The following is a 17,383-nucleotide window of genomic DNA, read 5'->3' as shown; positions in this document are numbered from 1 at the left end:
CTGCGCCTGACGATCAAAGACAGTAAACTAGCGGGCTTCGGCCCGCTTTTTTTTCGCGCCGCGCCCTGTGCTTTCGGGCGCGGCCTTCTTTGCGCGGGCAGCAACGCAAGGAAACTCATGAGTCTCGCAAGCCTGGTCGGCAATTTCGTGCTGCGCCACTGGAAAGCCTACGCTTCGTCGGCGGTGATGCTGGCCGGCGTCGCCATCTGCACCGTCTGGATCCCGCGCAAGGTCGGCGCCATGATCGACGGCCTGGCCGCGCACCGCTTATCCGACCATGAGCTCACCGTGCAGATCCTGCAATTGCTGGCGCTGGGTCTGACGATCTACGTGCTGCGCGTGAGCTGGCGCATCCGCCTGTATTCGGCCGCCTACCGGCTCGGCGTCGAACTGCGCACGCGTTTATATGCGCGCCTGTCCGCGCAAGGCCCGGCCTTCTATCAGAAGCAGCGCACCGGCGACCTGATGGCGCTGGCCACCAACGACATCGACGCCATCGAGATGGCCGCCGGCGAGGCGATGCTGGCCGGCTTCGACGGCACGCTGACCCTGATCATGGTGCTGGGCGTGATGCTGCTCGGGGTCGACTACCGCCTGGCCCTGATCGCGCTGCTGCCCTTCCCGCTCATGGGCCTGGCCTTCTGGTACATCTCGCGCCACATCCACACGGCGGAAACGGATTCATTAAAACGTTTCTCAAGCCTGAACGACCATGTGCAGGAATCCCTGTCCGGCGTGCGCACGGTGCGCGCCCTGGGCCTGGAAGCGAGAAGCAGCAAGCAGTTCTCGGAACTGGCCGGCCAGGCGGCCGACGCCAGCCTCACCGCCCAGAAATGGGAAGCGGCCTACGAGCCGGCGGTCGGCCTGACCCTGACCGCGGCCAGCACCCTGACCCTGGGCCTGGGCGGCTACCTGGTCTGGAACAACCAGCTGACCATCGGCGCACTGACCAGTTTCAGCATGTACCTCGGGCAGCTGATCTGGCCGATGTTCGCGGCCGGCTGGGTGCTGTCGCTGATCGAGCGCGGACGCGCCGGCCTGGCGCGCCTGCAGCCGATGCTGGACGCGCCCTTGAGCGTGGTCGACGAGGGAAAACTCGATCGCATCGAAGACGGCCCGCTGGTGCTGCGCGACCTGCGCTTCGCCTACGGCGGCGCGGAGCGGCCTGCGCTCGACGGCGTCTCGGTGGCGCTGCGGCCCGGGATGACGCTCGGCCTGGTCGGCCCGACCGGCGCCGGCAAGTCGACCCTGCTGCGCGTGCTGCTGCGCCAGGCGACGCCGCAGGCGGGCTCCGTCACCTGGGGCGGCCATCCGCTGGAGCTTTATCGACTCGCTGCGCTGCGCGCGGCCACCAGCTGGGTGCCGCAGGAATCCTTCCTGTTCTCGGCCAGCATCGCCGAGAATATCGCGCTCGCCCGTCCCGGCGCCAGCCGCGCCGAGATCGAACAGGCGGCGGACATGGCCGCGATCCACGACGACATCCTGCGCTTCCCGCAGGGCTACGACACCCCGGTCGGCGAAAAAGGCATCACGCTCTCGGGCGGCCAGCGCCAGCGGGTGGCGATCGCCCGTTCGCTGCTGGCGCAAAGCTCGCTGCTGCTGCTCGACGACGCCCTGTCGGCCGTCGACACCGGCACCGAAACCCGCATCCTCGAACACCTGGCCGAACTGCGCGCTGCACGGCCGGAGCTGACGGCGATCATCGCCAGCCACCGCCTGTCGGCCGTGGTGAACGCCGACCTGATCGTCGTGCTGAAAGATGGCCGCATTGTCGAATCGGGCGACCACGACACCCTGCTGCTACTGAATGGCTGGTATGCCAGCCAGTGGCGCTACCAACAACTGGAGGCCAGCCTTGACGCAGCCTGAGACCATCGTGAAAGCGGGCCGCGCCCAGCTCACCCAGGCGGCCTCGCTGCTGCGCCGCGCCGCCTGGCCGGACCGCCGCCAGCTGATGCTGGCGACCCTGTGGCTGATGCTGTCGGCCTTCCTGGAAGTGATCGGCCCGATCCTCGGCAAAGCCCTGATCGACGAGCACCTGGTCCCGCGCCACGCCGACTGGACCCGCATGGGCTTGCTGCTGGGCGGCGTGCTCGTCACAGGCTGGGCCGCCTCCTGGCTGCGCTACCTGCAGCTGATCCGCCTGTCGGGCATGGCGATGCGCTCGGTGCGGCGCCTGCGCGAATGGGTGTATGGCCACGTGATGCGCCTGCCGATGGCCTTTTTCGACCGCGCCATCACGGGTCAGCTGGTCAGCCGCGTGACGAACGACACCGAGGCCGTGAAAACCCTGTACATCCAGGTGCTGTTCGTGCTGCTCGACTCGAGCATCGTCCTGGTCGGCACCATGATCGCCATGGCCTGGCTCGACTGGCGCCTGATGCTGATCGTGCTGGCCCTGCTGCCGGCGGTGCTGGTGATCGTCTGGCTCTACCAGCGCCTGTCGGCGCCGGCGGTGACGCGCGCACGCGCTTTGCGCAGCGACATCAACGGCCAGATGGCCGAGTCGATCGGCGGCATGACGGTGCTCCAGGCCAGCAATGCGGCGGGCCGCTTCGGCGAGCGCTTCGCCGCCACCAACGACCGGCATTACCATGCGCGCCTGGCCGAACTGAAGGCCAACGCGTTCCTGTTGCGCCCGGCGCTGGACCTGCTCAACGTGATCCTGCTGGCGGTGGTCATCTTCAGCTTCGGCCAGCGGCAAATCGGCGCGGTCGAAGTCGGCGTGCTGTACGCCTTCATCAGCTATATCGCACGCGTGGTCGAGCCGCTCATCCAGATCACGATGCAGTTCAGCGGCCTGCAGCAGGCGGTCGTCGCCACCGCGCGCGTCGCCGGCCTGCTCGACGAAGCCGGCGCCGCCGAACACCTGGCTGGCCGCGCCGCCGGATCGCGTCTGGAAGCGCGTCCCGACGCACCGGCCGTGCGCGTGCGCGACCTGAGTTTCGCCTATGTGCCGGGCCAGAACGTCCTGCACGACATCACGCTCGACATCCCGCAAGGGGCCTTCTTCGGCATCGTCGGCCACACCGGCAGCGGCAAGTCGACTTTATTATCCCTGCTGCTGCGCTACTACCCGGCCGAGCATGGCCGCATCGAGATCTGCGGCGAACCGATCGCCGGCATCGACAACGAACGCTTCCGCAACGAGGTCGGCCTGGTACCGCAGGACCCGTTCATCCTGGCGGCATCGGCGCGCGAGAACATCGACATGGGGCGCGGCTTGTCGCTGGACCGCATCGAGGCGGCCGCACGTGCCGCCCATGCGCACGACTTCATCGAAGCGCTGGAACAGGGTTACGAGACCTCGCTCGGGGAAGGCGGTTCGCGTTTGTCCTCCGGCCAGAAGCAGCTGATCGCGATCGCCCGCGCCCTGGCCGGCGAGCCGCGCATCCTGCTGCTGGACGAGGCGACCTCGCGCATCGACAGCGCGACCGAACAGATCGTGCAGGAAGCGCTGGACGAATTGCGCGGGCACGTGACGATCATCGCGATTGCGCACCGGCTGTCGACCATCCGGGATGCGGACCGGATCGTGGTGCTGAACCACGGGCGGATTACGGAATCGGGCGCACACGAGGAGCTGATGCGCATCGAAGGCGGCTTGTACCAGAGATTGTATTTGCTGCAGCAGCTGGCGGTGTGACGGCGCCGCCGGGGCGCGCGCTTACCCTGGCGCGACCGGCAGCCGGATCGCAAAGGTCGCGCCCTGCCCGCGCCCGGCGCTGCTGACGCTCAGGGTGCCCTCGTGCAGCTCGACGATGCGGCGCGCGATGTACAGGCCCAGACCCAGCCCGGTCGCATTGTCCTGCTGCTGGAGATTGAACGCGCCGAACACGTGCGGCAGGTCGTCCGGCTCGATGCCCTGCCCGGAGTCGGCGATGTCGATCGCCACCGTATCCGCGGTGCGCCCGATCGTGATCCGGATCAGGCCGCCTTCGGGCGTGAATTTGGTGGCGTTGAACAGCAGGTTCCAGATCACCTGCTGCAGGCGGCGCCCGTCCGCCTCGAGCCGGATGGCGTCGCCGTAATCGCTGGGGGTGACCAGCATCCGGATGTGCTTGGTATGCGCGAAGGTTTCCACGGTCGAAATCGCGTCGCGCAGGACCTGGCCCAGCGCGATCGGGGAACGGGTGATCGACATCTGCCCGGTCAGCGTGCGCGCGGCGTCGATCAGGTCGTCGACCATGCCGGCTTCCTGGCGCACGTGCACGCGCATCGATTCGAGGCCGCTGACGACTTTCGGCGGCAGGTCGGGGATGGTCCGCAGCAGCAGTTCGATGCGCATCGACAGCGCCGACAGCGGCGTGCGCATTTCGTGCGACACCGTGGCCAGGAACAGTTCACGCGTGCGGTTCACGCGCGTCAGGTCATCGATGGTTTCGCGCTGGCGGTCGAGCGTGTTCGACAAGGTACCCAGCAGCGCCGCATAGGTGGCCATGCGCCCCTCGGACACGGGCGCGTCCAGGCGCACCTCGTTCCACAGCAGGTGGCCCGCCAGGCCGATCTGCTTGGCGATGCGTTCGCACTCGAGCGGCGAACTGAAGTCGGCGAAGCGCCAGCCGAACACCAGCACGCCATACACCTCGCCGCGCAGCAGCAGCGGCTGGGCGCAGACGCGCAGCCCGCCGAACTGCGCCGAGCCGCATTCGCCGCTGGCGCAGGCCGCTTCGACCAGTGTGCGTTCGAGCGCCGTGCCGGGCCCATCCTCGTCCCACAGCCGCGAGCGGGCCAGCAGGCTCGCCAGGCGCGAGCCCGTCTTCGGCCCGATACGGCGCACGCCGGCCGTGTCCCAGGCGGACGTGACCAGGCCCGTCGCTTCCGTAAACTGCGTCAGCGGCGTGTCCCAGTCCTCCCAGTCGACCGGCGTATTACCAGGCAGTTCGACCCTGATCACTGCGGCTTTTCGGTCGGCAGGTCCGGCGATTCGGGCAGGGGTTTGCCCTTGACGACGGCTTCCTCGATCAGGGGGCTCTGGCGCGACGGCGAGCGCGACAGCAGGCCGTAGTACGAGGAGAACGGCAGTTGCGGAACGGCGCTGGACTGGGTGTCGTTGTCGCTCTCGTCGATCAGCAGCAGGCCACCGACGCCGATGGTGTACTCGCGCGTGATCTGCTGGTTGCGGCTGCCGCGCACCTTCGGCACGGCGATCGCGCGGCGCAGGACGGTGGAGACCTCGACGTAGTTCAGCAGGATGATGTTGTCGACCAGGTGCGAGCCCTTGAGCTCTTCGCTGATCTGCGACACGCCCAGCAGCTCCGGGCTTTCGTAGTTGAACAGGATCGTCGCCAGGCGGTCCTTGAAGAAGGTGGCCAGCGCGTACAGGTAGTCGGCCACTTCGCTGCGGCTGGTCATCTCGTAGACGGCGATCGAATCGAAGACCACGCAATCGATCCCCTGCTCTTCGACCAGCTTGACGATGCGGTCGAAGTGGACATCGAGTTCCAGTTCCAGCGGCGACTCGTAATGGATGAACAGATCGCCCGACTCGACCAGGCCCGCCAGGTCGAAGCCGAGCGACTTGGCGTTCCTGATCAGCTGGGCCGGGTGTTCGTCCAGGCTCACCAGCAGGGTCTTGTGGCCCTCCTTGATGGCATTGGTCAGGAATTGCACGCTCAGCACCGTCTTGCCGGTACCGGAGATGCCGCTCACCAGCGTGACGGAACCTTTATAGATACCGCCGTCCATCATCTTGTCGATCGCCGGCGAACCGGTCGACATGCGCTCTTCCGAGGTCGGCTGGTCGGCATGGGCGATCGGACGCGACTGGGCGCGGCGGTAGACGTGCACGCCCATGCCCGGCTCGATGCGCATCGTGTGGCTGCCGCCAATAAAATCCTGGCCGCGCGACTTCATGATCGTCAGGCGCCGGTGCACGCGGCGCCGGGTTTCTTCACGCGTGAGCGAAATGATGGTGTCGAAGACGAAGCGCTCGTGCGCCAGCACGCCGGTCAGGGACTCGTCCTTCTCGGCCGTGACCATGGTCGTCACGCCCAGGCGCGTCAGTCCTTCGATCAGCAGGTGTACGTCCTCGCGGAAATTCATGTCGTTCACCTCGGCATACAGCCGCAGCGGCGTCAGGCCGTCGATCAGCAGGCGCTTGGCGCCCATCGCGGCCAGCGAGGCGGCAAAGGCGCCGTCGGCGCTGCGGAACTCGCTCAGCAGCACGGCCGGGCTGGTCTGGATGATCTTGATCTTGCCCTGGTCGATCATGCCCTGCAGGTCCCAGTTGAAACCGGCGGCGTCGCGCAGCAGCTTGGCAGGGTCGAGCTCGAACGAGACGATGGCGCCCGCCTCGTCGTGGTCAAGCGCGCCGTGGTAGATGAAACCCAGGCCCAGCGTGGTCTTGCCCGAGCCGGGCGGCCCTTCGACGATCAGGTTGTTGTTACGCGGAATGCCGCCGTGCAGTACTTCGTCGAGACCGACAATGCCGGTCTTCACCAATCCATTCATTCGCTTGCCCTTTTTGTATGTTCGCGCAGCTTACCATGCGGCGGGGTGACCTTCAGGGGACGGCCAGGTCCAGGGACCCTGCGTCATCTTCGTGGCATCGGGGGATGGGAGCCAACGGCGCCGCCTGGCCGCAAGCAGGAGGCATAATCTAACGCCAACGTTGTCCTTTCAACGTCGCATTTTTGCGAATAGCGCGAAAAAAAGCGAAGTTTCTGATCTGCAACAAGAATATAATGACAGATGGGCGCGCGTGAAGACGCGATACCGACCACCCCATCGAGAGATCACCTATGCCGGCAGCACGCACGTCCAGACAGCCACGCCGTCGCACCGCGACGCTGCTGGCTTCGTTATTGCTGGCGAGCTCCTGCGCCTGGGCCCAGGCTGCCGCGCCGCTTGGCGAGCGCCTGGCCGAGATCCGCGAAATCAACCGTTTTACGCCCGAACGCGCCCTGCCGATGCTGCTCAGGATCGAGACCGAGGCGCGCGCGGGTTCGGTCGAGGACGCCGGCGAAATGCTGGCGCAGCTGTGCGTCGCCTACCAGAAGGTGGGCAAGCAGGAACTGGCGCTGGCCACCTGCGACGAGCTGATCGCTTTCGGGCGCGCGCACCAGAACAATGCCGCCCTGGCCAAGGGCCTGGTACGCAAGGGCTACATCAAGTACGACCGGAACGAGCTGTCCGCTTCGCATGAACTGATCTGGGAAGCGGAGCGCCTCGCGAACACGACCGATGACGTCGAACTGCGCGTGCGCGTCGGCGTGTCGGCTGCCGAGTCTTTCGCCGAGGAGGGCAACTTCCCGCGCGCCCTCGAAAAAATGCAGGCGACGCTGGCCTATACGCGCCAGCATGGCGGTCCGGTCCACCTGGTGATCGTGCTCAATTCGCTGGCGCGGCTGTACCGCCAGATGCGCGAGTACGACAAGGGCTTCGAGGCGCTGGCCGAGGCGCTGGTCGCTGCGGAAAAAACCGATTCGCCGGGCCGCCTGGCGACCCTGAAGAGCACCGAATACGGCCTTGCGGTCGAATCCGGACAACTCGAGCGCGCGCTGAAGGCACAGACGGCCGCCCTTGCGCTCGAACGCCAGATCGGCGCGCACGCGCTGGCCGCGCGCTCGCTGGTGAACCTGTCGGACTGCTACCTGCGCATGCGCGACTACGCCCATGCGGCGTCCTACGCGAACCAGGCGATCGCCGCGGCAAGCGCGATCAACGACGAAAATGGCCTGGCCACCGCCCGCGTCAACCTGGGCCAGGCCTATCTTGCCACCGGCCGCCTGGCCGAGGGCAAGCGCAGCTTCGAAGCGGGCCTGGCCGCCTACGAAAAAAACGGCGACAAGCCCGAGCTGCAGACCGTGCTGGCCGAATACGGCTCGGCGCTCGAGCGCGCGGGAGATTATGCCGGCGCAGTCCAGGCGTATCACCGCGAACGCAGCCTGTCGAACGAATTGTTCGAGAAGCGCCGCCAGAAGGCGATGCTCGAACTCCGGGAAAAATACGACGCCGACAAGAAGCAGCGCCAGATCGTCCTGCTGGAACGCGAGAACCAGGTCAAGTCGGTCGAGATCGACAACCGCCGGCTGCAGCAGCGCGTCTGGTGGCTGCTGGTCGTGGTGTTCGCGCTGGCCTCGCTCGTGGTCGGCCTCCTGTACCGCAAGGTGCGCCACGCGAACGCGCAGCTCTACCTGAAGAACCAGGAACTGAAGCAGCAGAGCGTGCGCGATCCGCTCACGGGGCTGTACAACCGCCGCCACTTCCAGGACTTCATGCGCGGCCACCGCGTGGACGAAAAACGCGGCGCCGGCACCTCGGGCGAGGCGATGGTCAGCGCGCTGTTCCTGATGGACGTCGACCACTTCAAGCACATCAACGACACCTGGGGCCATGGCGCCGGCGACGCGGTCCTGATCAGGATTGCCGAGAGCCTGCGCGAGATCCTGCGCGAGACCGACATGATCGTGCGCTGGGGCGGGGAGGAATTCCTCGCCTTTTTACCCGCGATCCCGGCGAGCGGCCTGGACGAGGTGGCGCGCCGCCTGCTGAACGGCATCAGCGAGACCAGCATCGAGTTCCAGGGCACGACGCTGTCCGTGAACGTGTCGATCGGCTTTGCACCCTACCCGCTGGCGCCGGCCGGCAAGCCGCTGCCCTGGGAACGCGCCGTCAACCTGGTCGACATGGCGCTGTACATGGCCAAGGGCCACGGCCGCAACCGCGCCTACGGCGTGCGCGGGTTCGCCAATTTCGGGCGCACCTCGATGGAAGAAGTCGAACAGAACCTGGAACAGGCCTGGCGCGCGGGGTTTGTCGATCTGTCGATCGTGACAGGTGGGTATCCGGAGTTGCGGGCCAGCGCGTAGCCCTCCCTCGATCAGCCGACGCTATCAGCGCGCCGCGTCCTGCAACTTCTCGCCGGCCTGCTCGACCTTCTCGCCGACCTTGCCGGTCGCCTTCTGCAGCCCGCGGCCGGCTTCCTGGGTCGCGTCCTTGATCTTCTCGCGCGCGTCCTCGGTCCGCTCGGCCAGCTGGCGGCGTTCCTGGTCGGCGCGCTCGGCCAGCTTTTTCGCCGCCGCGTCCGCCTTTTCCAATGGTGCGCGTAGTCCTTCGGCCACCTTGTCGCCGGCTTCGTCGACCGCCTTGCCGGCCTGTTGCGCCGGGCCCATGCCGTGGTCCTGGCGCGAACAGCCGGCGGCCAGGGCCAGCACCAGCAATGCACCGAACATGGTCGTCTTCTTCATGCTTTGCTCCTGTAGTCGTGTTTCCTGAAGCATACACCTTGCGTGCGCTTTGCATCACCCTGCGCGTCATCCTCCTTCGACCTCGTCGGCGCGCCGATGTTCGGGCGCGCGGGCGTCGATCTGCTCCTTCAGCGCGCGCGTCTCGTCGTCCTCGCCCCAGCGCCTGGTAAAGGCGCGCAGGCGCGCACGGGCACGTTCGAACGAGGAAGCCGACAGCGCCGATTCGATCGCCGGCTTCGTCTCGCGCCAGGCCTTGTCGCGCTGGCGCTTGCGGGTGCAGGCGGCGCTCGCCTCGTTGAGCGCCGCCTGCACCTTCTGCAGTTGCTCGGCTGTGGCCCTGGTGCCGCGCAGGGCGATCAGTTCGCTCTGGGCTTCGCGCGCCTTGCACTCGGCCGCCAGCGCGATCGCCTTGTCCATTTGCGCCTCGATGCGCCGGTTCGACGGCTTGGCAATCAGCCAGATCGCCCATAGCGCCGCCAGCGCCAGCAGCCACCAGCGCAGGCGCACCGGTTCGCGCCGCGGCGGCGCCGCGCCGCCGGCGGGCACGGCACGGGGCGGCTGGGGTGAAGGCGTGGCGGCCGGTGGCGGCGGCACGCCCGGGCCGGCCGCAACAGGCGCCGGCGTTGGCATCGGCGCCGGCGCCGGCGTTGCACTCTGCGCTGCGGCCGGCGCCGGCGCGCTCGATGCCGGCGCCGCGGGTTCGGAACGTGTTGCGGGCGCAGGCGCCGCCACGGGGACCGCGACCGGTAGCGGCTTGTCCGGCACGGCGTCGGACCTGTCCACCGGATGCAGCCGCGTGCTTCCCGCCGCCCCTTGCGCGGTCCCGCAATACGGACAGAAATTCACGCGCCGCGGCAGGACATGCCCGCACGCGGCCTGGATACAGCGGACCATCGAATCTTCTTGCACAGCCCTCCCCCGTTACTGCGGATCCGGGACGCCGTCGTCCGGATCGGGAATCGATGGCGCATGGCCGGCCATGGCGGCAATGCCAGGAATGTCGGACACCAGTCCCCACTTGCCGGACTTCGGGTCCTGCGCCATATCCCAGGCGCGCGTGCCGAGGTCGATCTCGCCGCGCGCCAGCTGTTGCGCCACCTCGTCCACCGCGAACGGCCCGCGCTGCGCGCCGGCCACGAACAGTTTGTAGCGGGCGCCCTGCGGTGCGGGCGCCGGATCGGGAATCGTGGCCACCACGCTCACGGGCGAGCCCAGGCCGCGCACTTCCAGCGCCGCGGCGGCGCGCGCCTCGCTGGCCAGGATCTCGGGCTTGACGATGCGCTTGTCGATCGGGCGCTCGACTTCCCAGCTGTAGGCATCCATGGCGGAATCCGGCACGGTGTCGCTCCAGGCCGCGATTGCGGCCAGGGCCGCATCGACCGCCACGTTCGACAAGGTGGGGGCAGCCGCCTGCGCGCGCCGCAGCCAGGCCTCGTACAGGCGGCGCGCCGTGATGTTCGGCAGGGACGGCGACGGCAGCTGGGCGCCGGTTTCGTCCATCTCGAGGCGCGGCTCGTACACGCGCAGCTGGTAATGACGCATCAGGGCGGCGAGCAGCAGCAACTGGTGCGGTCCGAGCCCGGCCTGGCGGTTGCGCACGGCCGCGATCACCTGCTCGCGGTAATACGGCGGCAGGCCGTTCGAGCGGATCGCGTACTCGTTCCCGATCTGCAGCCATTCGCCGGAACCCGGCTCGACTTCGAACAGGTATTGTCCGCGCGGCTGGAAGGCCGCCTCGCGGTCGCCCGCGTCGACTTTCCGGCGAATCACGCCGAGCGCGATCGCCTGTAAAAACCACTCGTAATCGTCGGCCAGGCGATTGAGTTCGTCCATCGAGGGCGAGATCGGGTGGCGGAAGCGGGTCGAATCGAAGTGCAGGTGGGTCGGGATCTTCGGGTTCTCGATCTGGTACGAGGCGCGCCAGGTCGGCAGGCCGCGCAGGATCGTCATCGGGAAACCGGACAGCTCGATATAGCAGACCGCGCGGCCCGGAATGCCGGTGTTCACGACCGAGACCAGGTCGCCATGAAAATACCCGGTCGGCACGGCGGCGCGGATCTCGCCTTCCATCCTGCGCCAGGCCGACACGTCGCCGACGCCGATAAAACACTTGAACTGGTCGGCATTCGGCGTGAACTCGGCCGAGAAGCGCGCGTTCACCCAAGGCATGGCGCTGCGGATCCATTCCGCGAAGACGCGCTGGCGTTCCTGCGGCGTCATCGCATTCAGACGGTCGAGCAGCGGATCGGTCGGCTCGCCTTCCAGCTCCGTATTCGAGAGCTGGGTCTGGGCCCGCCGGAACAGTTTTAATAACAGATCCGCGCGCGTACGCTCGTCGCCCAGCTGTGGGAACAGTTTTCCGGAACCGCCGAATTCGAGCAGCACTTCTTCGCTCCAGGCGCTCACATCCCCGGTCAGGCGCACCGGCGCCGGCATCACGTCGCCGGCCAGCTTGATGTAGGTGGCGTGCTCCTGGCGCGCATCCGCACGCAGCTGGCTGATGCGGCCGTCGACCGCGCGCAGGATCTCCTGCACATGCCTGCGTCCCTCCTGGAATTCGCCGGCGATGCCGCTCCACTGGGCGTTGCCCTGCTCGTCGGTCGACTGCGGTTCGCCCAGCCAGGTCGACATGCCGCGCATGACCTCGATCGCCTGGCCGGCGGCCACGGCCAGCAAATGAAAACGCAGGTAGTCGGCGATGTCGCGTTTCAAATGCGCCATGACCTCGCGCGCCTGCGCGTCCTTGCCGAACAGGCGGCCGGAGGCCTGCGACAGGTTGTTCAGCGATTCCTCGACTTGCCGCGTGCGCAGCGCGTCGCGGATGTCGCGGTAGCGGCGGCCGTTGCGCTCGGCGTTGGCGAGGTCGCGCTGCTGCAGGCGCGCTTTGACCTGCTCCAGCAGCGACAGCACGAATTCGAGCCCGCCCTGCTTGCGATCGTCGAGCAGCGCGTACAGGCGCTCGCGCACACGCGCCTTGAGGCCTCCGGTAAGTTCGATCGTGTGGCGCTTGATGCGGTCTTCGCTGGTCTCGGCGCTGGCGCCGGCCTCGCGGATGGCGTCGCGCTCGAGGTTCGGCAGCAGTTCCGCCACGCGCTCGCGCCACTGGGGCACGTCGAAGGCGGCCATGATGCGGTCCATCTCGAGGTTCACCTTGCTCTCGACGCGTTCCAGCAGCGAGCGCCCTTCCTTGTCGCGCAGGAGCAGGCCGGTCAATGCGTATTCCTGGAACGGCGTGACGTCGACGGTTCCCTTTTTAAAATCGGGGAATTCGTCGAAGGGCAGCTCGCGCATGTCCATCTGCTCGCGCATGAAGCCGTCGCGTTCCTGGTCTCCCGCGCGCCGCGCCAGCGCGCCGTCGCGCCCCACCAGGCCGAAGAATTCCTTGACCATCAGCGCCGCCAGCTCGTAGGCGCGGATATCCTCGCGCAGGCTTTGCTGGGTGTCGAGCACCGACTGGCCGAAGGCCGAATACACCTTCGAGTAGGACAGGCGCATGTCGCCGAAACGTCCCTCCGGCACGCGCGGATTGTAGGGGCCGAGTTTATGCTGCTGCTGGTTGACCGCGACCGAGCGCTTGCGGTTGGCAAAGTCCGCCGAGGCGAAATCCTCGAACAGGGTATCGGCCACCATCTGGTAGACGTCCTTCACGTCCTGGGTCGCCTTGTTGGCGAGATTGGCGGTATCGACGAAATACACGTCGTCGAAGGGCGCGCCGCGGCCCGTGATGCTGTCCGGGTCCATCCATTTCACCTGCGCGTTCATGTCGCGCATGGTGGTCTCCAGCTCCATCATGGTCGCGTAGGCATTCGCCTCGGTGCGCTCCTTATTGGCCTTGGCGAAACCGGAAGGCATGAACATGACCAGGTCGACCTGGCTGTCCGCCACTTCCTGGCGCGCGATGGCTTTTGCCATCCAGCCCAGGTCGATGGCGCTGCCGGCGCCGGTGCCGCCCGCGTTCGAGGCGATGACGACGATGCGGAATTTCGAGGTATCGACCTGCAGGCCCAGTCTCTGGTAATTCTCCTTGCGTTCGATGCCGGCATTGCTGCCCAGGTAGTTCAATGCGCCCTTGATGCGGCCGCGCAGCTTCGGGTATTTATCAAACAAGTACAGCCGCGCCACGGCGCGGATCTGGCCTGCCCCTTTCGAGGGGTCGATGCCGAGCGAGCGCAGTTTTTTCGGGCGCAGCGGCATCCATTTCTCGATCAAGGGGAAGCGCGCCAGGCTGTCGTCGGACTCGTGGTATTGCGGCAGGTCGAGCGGTTCGACCAGGCGCTCTTCATCGGTGAGCTTGACCAGCTCGTACCAGGGATCGGTGCGCTGCGATTTACCCTCGTCGATGACGGCGTTCGAATCGAGGTCGAAGTGAAGGAAACGCGCCACCGGAAAGTCGGCAATCGATTCGACGCGCGTCGGGTGATGGCGGTTCCAGACCGCGGACAGGATGCGCCGCCGGATGCGCATCATGACTTCCATGCCGGTGCCGCCGGCGCCGATGAACAGCGTCGGGCGCAGGTCGACCTTCAGCTCGGACTTGCGGTTGATTTGATCGAGGGTGGGGATGTCTGCCATGTCGTTCTTTCTTTAGCGGCGGCCGATGACGAGCGCCGCAATCAAGGCCACCACGCCGACTGCCACCAGCGGCGCGGTGACGCCGAAGGTGAGGTATTTGCTCGCATTGACGATCGCCAGCACCACGGCAGCCGACAGGAAGGCGAGGCCGACGAACAGCATCCAGCCGGCGCTGCCGGCGGTGGACGGCGCCACGCGGCGCACGACCATGTGGTGCACGTAGGCGTTGCGAACAAAGAAGTAGACGACCAGCAGCACGATGAAGATGGCGCCGCCGATGGCGACGTCGCGGGTCGAGGTGTCGGTGGCGGGCGCCAGTTTGCCCGGCACCACCTCGACCGGGCCGGTCGCCGTTTCGGGCGTGGTTTTTGGTTGCGGGTCGTCCGGCGTCGATTTATCGGCGGGGAGCTTGAATCCGGGATCGGTCTGGGCTTGCATCGTGTTTTCCTTTTTTTCTTTATTGATCAGCGGCCAAGACGGACTTGCGCGCCTTCGCGCAGGTCAATCAACTGGTGGCCGAACAGGGTGGTCTTCAGGCGCGCCACTTCATTGCCCGCCTTGTCGTAAATCGGTTGCACGGTGCCGGTACGCGCATGCATGGTGCGCTGCTCGTCCTCGACCGTCACCAGTGCGCGGCGTGGACGCATCCAGCCGTAGGCGGCTGCCAGACCAGCAGCGAGCAGCGCAAGCAAGGCGCCGCCGGCGGCCAGCAAGGGGCCCGAACCGTAATGCACCCGCACTTCGATCGGCAGCACGGCGGTCGAGGCCTGCACCTGGGCCGGCGGCGTAAAAATGTCGGGCAAGGGGTCGCCCGGGAACAGTTCCGTCATGCGTTCCCTGAACCCCTGGGACAGCGCCAGCTTCTGCTCCGCCAGGTGCAGCTCGATGGTCCCCGGCAGCACATAGGCCGAGCCGGCCGATTTCAGGGCTTCTACCGACCATTTCCCGGGCAGCTGCGCCACCGGCAGCTGCAGGGTAGAACCCAGCGGCTGCGGCTTGCCTGGCGCCAGCGCCGTCACGTGGCTGCTGCCCAGCGTGACGGCGCGGTCTTCGCCGCCCAGCTTCGAGCGCGCGCTCAAGCTCGCACTGACGATGGTGTACGGGTACATCGTGTTCTCGAGGTGCCAGGCGATCTTCGCGTTGGGCGAGCGCGCGTTCGGCGCCACGTCGGCGCGCAGCACGCCGTTCTGGCTCATTGCGAAGCTGACGCCCGGCGCGTTCTCGACCTTGCGCGGCACCAGGCGCACGGTATCGCGGTCGAGCGGTTTCAGGCGCGCCGGCGGCTCGGTGATGATCTTGCGTACAGAGCCCGAGGCCAGCAAGCCGTCGAGGGCGCGCGCGCCGCCCTCTCCGATGGCGAAGGCATACACCATCAGGCCGTTCGCGCTGTAGTGCGCGCCCTTCACCGGCATGCGCAGCGGGAAAGCGAGCGCGGTGCGGATCTTGCCTCCCTGGTGGATCAACTGGTAGAACTCGCGGTTGCGCTGGGCGGTGGCCTGGTCGTTGTTCGGGCTGTTGCGGTTGTTCGTGACGAGCCAGACGATGCCGTCCTTGCCGCCCAGCGCCTGGCCCAGGGCGGCCCCCACCGCTTCGCCGAGGTCGGTGTCGGCCAGCGCGCCACCCGCTTTATGGGCCGTATCGAGGCCGGCCAGCGCGCGCGTGACGGCCGTGCGCGTGCCCTTGTCGACCGTGGTGGAGACGAGCGCACGCGGCGACGGCGCATTCGGCTGCGACTGGTTGAAGGCGGCCACTACCAGCGCGTCGCCCGGCTGGGCCACGGCGAGCGCCAGTTCCGTCACCAGCGGCTTGAAGGGCGAGGCGGGATCGCTGTAGAAGGGCTCCATCCAGCCCGAGTTCTGGACCAGGAAGACATGCGGCGTGGCCCAGCTTGAACCCGCGCCGCACAGCAGTGCGGCGACCATGAGGATACGTGCCAGCGCCGCCATCACGTCAGGGCTTCCAGGCGCCAGCCGCGCACCGTGTTCCAGTCCGGATGGTGCAGCCATAGCGCGCCGGCATACACGAAAGGCACGCAGTCGAGGGGCCGCGCCAGGCGCGCGACCTCGTCGAGGATCAGGTTGCGCTTGCCGATCCATTCGATCGTCGTGCGCGCGATCGTGCGGCCCGCCAGCGCCTCCTCGGCGCGGCCGGTGTAGGCATGAAAGCGCAGCACCAGGCCGCTCGGCTGGCTGCGGTTGTTATTAAAGCTGCGCAGCAGCGGCAGCACCAGCGAATCGTCCTGGGCCGCGTCTTCGATGTGCTCGGCCGACCAGGGTTGATCGAGCACGGGATGGCCGCGCCGGAACAGGAAGTTGGCAAAGCCGAGACGGGCGCCGTCGATCGGTTCCACCTGGGGATTGTCGGCGCCGAGTTCGAGGAAGGAATAGGCCTGGCCGTCGTGCCCGATGTGCCACAGGCGGCCGTCGCGGCTTTGGGTCGGGCCGCCGAAATCGAGCTTCGGCGTCCAGCCGCGCGGCCACGGCGTCCAGCGCGGCTCTTCGCCCGGCCGCCAGACCAGCTGCCCTTGCGGATGCAGCCAGAACAGGCGGTTGTCGTAGCCGATCGGGCGCATCCAGCCCGAGGTCGGCGCATCCGGGCATTCCCAGGTCGTGCCGTTGACGAAGTCGAGCTGCGCATCGAGCAGGTTCAGTACGCCGTCTTCCACGTACAGGCAGCCGACCTGGCGCCGCATGACGCCAGGGCTCGAGGCCAGGCGCCCGGCGAACAGCAGCTCAAGGCGGTAGCTTTCGTTGACCGGATTGATCCACAGGCGAGACAGACCCGTATCGAGCGGCACGATGCCGACCTCCCCGCGCGCGGGATTGAGTGCGGGCAGCCAGCCGTAGCCCCCGGCGTTGAAGCGCAGCTCGGCGCCCGCTTCTTCGGCGCCCATCACGTGCCACAGCTGGGCCAGCGGATCCCAGTACTGCAGCACGCCGCGTGCCGGCGCGAGGGCCAGCAACCTCTGCTCGGGAAAGCCGTAGGTGCCGGCGATGAAGACGCAATGCGCGTTCGGCGGCGCCGGCATGGCCAGTTCCGCGCGATTGACTGCCGGGGCGGCGGGCCGTCCTTCGAGGCGGTCGCCCAGCGCCAGCGAGGTCACCGGCAAACCGTGCGGCACGTGGCGCGGCAGGGCCTGGTCGCTGGCGGCGCCCCACCAGTCGGGCTGGTGCTGGACCTGGCCATCGAGCCGTTCGAGCGGCGCGCCGCAGGTGGGGCAAAAACTGAAACCTTCAGGGTAGATGCCGGCGTGTGCGCAGCTGGCGGGCAGCGAAGCGCCGAGCAGATGGGCGACGTCCGGCAGCCGGCCGCGTGCATGCGCCTGCCAGTCGATCGGCCCCAGGCCGGTCGTGGCCTGGAGCGCGAACTGCCCGCTCGTCTCGTCTTCCAGCCAGGTGCTGGTTGGCGTGTCCCATCGTGTTGCCATCGTGCTGCGCCGTTCCCGAGTGATTGGAGATATGCATACCGCCCAGGTGCGACGGGCGGTCATTGCTGTCTAAATCATAACTGCCCCGGCTCCTTCGCGGCGCGCCGTTCGCCCGGTAGCGCCTGGCGGCACCGCAAGGGGCGACTCATGCGCCCCTGGGAAAATCCCGATCGTGAAAACCGCGCCCGAAACC

The 17,383-nt window shown here is 67.5% G+C and carries 11 protein-coding genes; 3 read left to right on the top strand and 8 right to left on the bottom strand.

Annotated features, from left to right (window positions below):
• Positions 1 to 117: 117 nt before the first annotated feature.
• On the top strand, positions 118 to 1,869 hold the full coding sequence (locus LPB04_RS10035) for an ABC transporter ATP-binding protein (RefSeq protein ID WP_193688530.1): 1,752 nt from the start codon (positions 118 to 120) through the stop codon (positions 1,867 to 1,869).
• 85 nt (positions 1,870 to 1,954) lie between these two features.
• Positions 1,955 to 3,646 carry an ABC transporter ATP-binding protein gene (locus LPB04_RS10030; protein WP_227496743.1) on the top strand — a complete coding sequence of 564 codons (1,692 nt, stop codon included), beginning with the start codon at positions 1,955 to 1,957 and terminating at the stop codon, positions 3,644 to 3,646.
• Positions 3,647 to 3,667: 21 nt separating this feature from the next.
• On the opposite strand, the gene LPB04_RS10025 is transcribed toward LPB04_RS10030, so the two are convergent.
• Together LPB04_RS10025 and LPB04_RS10020 are read right to left on the bottom strand one after the other, a co-directional pair.
• Positions 3,668 to 4,897, bottom strand: coding sequence for a sensor histidine kinase (locus tag LPB04_RS10025; protein WP_193688528.1), 1,230 nt, complete (start codon positions 4,895 to 4,897; stop codon positions 3,668 to 3,670).
• The gene (locus tag LPB04_RS10020) at positions 4,894 to 6,453 is read right to left on the bottom strand and encodes an ATPase domain-containing protein (RefSeq protein ID WP_193688527.1); all 1,560 of its coding nucleotides are present in this window, start codon (positions 6,451 to 6,453) and stop codon (positions 4,894 to 4,896) included. The genes LPB04_RS10025 and LPB04_RS10020 overlap by 4 nt, the downstream gene beginning before the upstream one ends.
• Positions 6,454 to 6,743: 290 nt before the next feature.
• Here LPB04_RS10020 and LPB04_RS10015 point away from each other — a divergent pair, with 290 nt between their 5' ends.
• The gene (locus tag LPB04_RS10015; RefSeq protein WP_193688526.1) at positions 6,744 to 8,813 is read left to right on the top strand and encodes a tetratricopeptide repeat-containing diguanylate cyclase; all 2,070 of its coding nucleotides are present in this window, start codon (positions 6,744 to 6,746) and stop codon (positions 8,811 to 8,813) included.
• 24 nt (positions 8,814 to 8,837) lie between these two features.
• Here LPB04_RS10015 and LPB04_RS10010 read toward each other — a convergent pair whose 3' ends face one another.
• The 6 genes from LPB04_RS10010 to LPB04_RS09985 all read right to left on the bottom strand — a co-directional run bounded on the left by LPB04_RS10010 (position 8,838) and on the right by LPB04_RS09985 (position 17,190).
• Positions 8,838 to 9,191: a hypothetical protein gene (locus tag LPB04_RS10010; protein WP_227496691.1), complete on the bottom strand. Its 354-nt coding sequence runs from the start codon at positions 9,189 to 9,191 to the stop codon at positions 8,838 to 8,840.
• Between the two features lie 66 nt (positions 9,192 to 9,257).
• A complete protein-coding gene (locus tag LPB04_RS10005; RefSeq protein WP_193688525.1) occupies positions 9,258 to 9,974 on the bottom strand; it encodes a hypothetical protein in 717 nt (238 codons plus the stop codon).
• Between the two features lie 138 nt (positions 9,975 to 10,112).
• The gene (locus LPB04_RS10000) at positions 10,113 to 13,763 is read right to left on the bottom strand and encodes a tubulin-like doman-containing protein (RefSeq protein ID WP_193688524.1); all 3,651 of its coding nucleotides are present in this window, start codon (positions 13,761 to 13,763) and stop codon (positions 10,113 to 10,115) included.
• 12 nt (positions 13,764 to 13,775) lie between these two features.
• Positions 13,776 to 14,201, bottom strand: a complete 426-nt coding sequence (locus tag LPB04_RS09995; RefSeq protein ID WP_193688523.1) for a hypothetical protein — start codon at positions 14,199 to 14,201, stop codon at positions 13,776 to 13,778.
• Between the two features lie 26 nt (positions 14,202 to 14,227).
• Positions 14,228 to 15,769, bottom strand: a complete 1,542-nt coding sequence (locus tag LPB04_RS09990) for a hypothetical protein (protein ID WP_193688522.1) — start codon at positions 15,767 to 15,769, stop codon at positions 14,228 to 14,230.
• Positions 15,709 to 17,190, bottom strand: a complete 1,482-nt coding sequence (locus LPB04_RS09985; RefSeq protein ID WP_193688521.1) for a hypothetical protein — start codon at positions 17,188 to 17,190, stop codon at positions 15,709 to 15,711. The genes LPB04_RS09990 and LPB04_RS09985 overlap by 61 nt, the downstream gene beginning before the upstream one ends.
• Positions 17,191 to 17,383: the final 193 nt, after the last annotated feature.

The sequence above is a fragment of the Massilia litorea genome, from assembly GCF_015101885.1.
Lineage (GTDB): Bacteria > Pseudomonadota > Gammaproteobacteria > Burkholderiales > Burkholderiaceae_D > Telluria > Telluria litorea.
The sequence above is the reverse complement of the archived record's forward strand: the minus strand, read 5'-3'. Positions and strand labels throughout refer to the sequence as shown.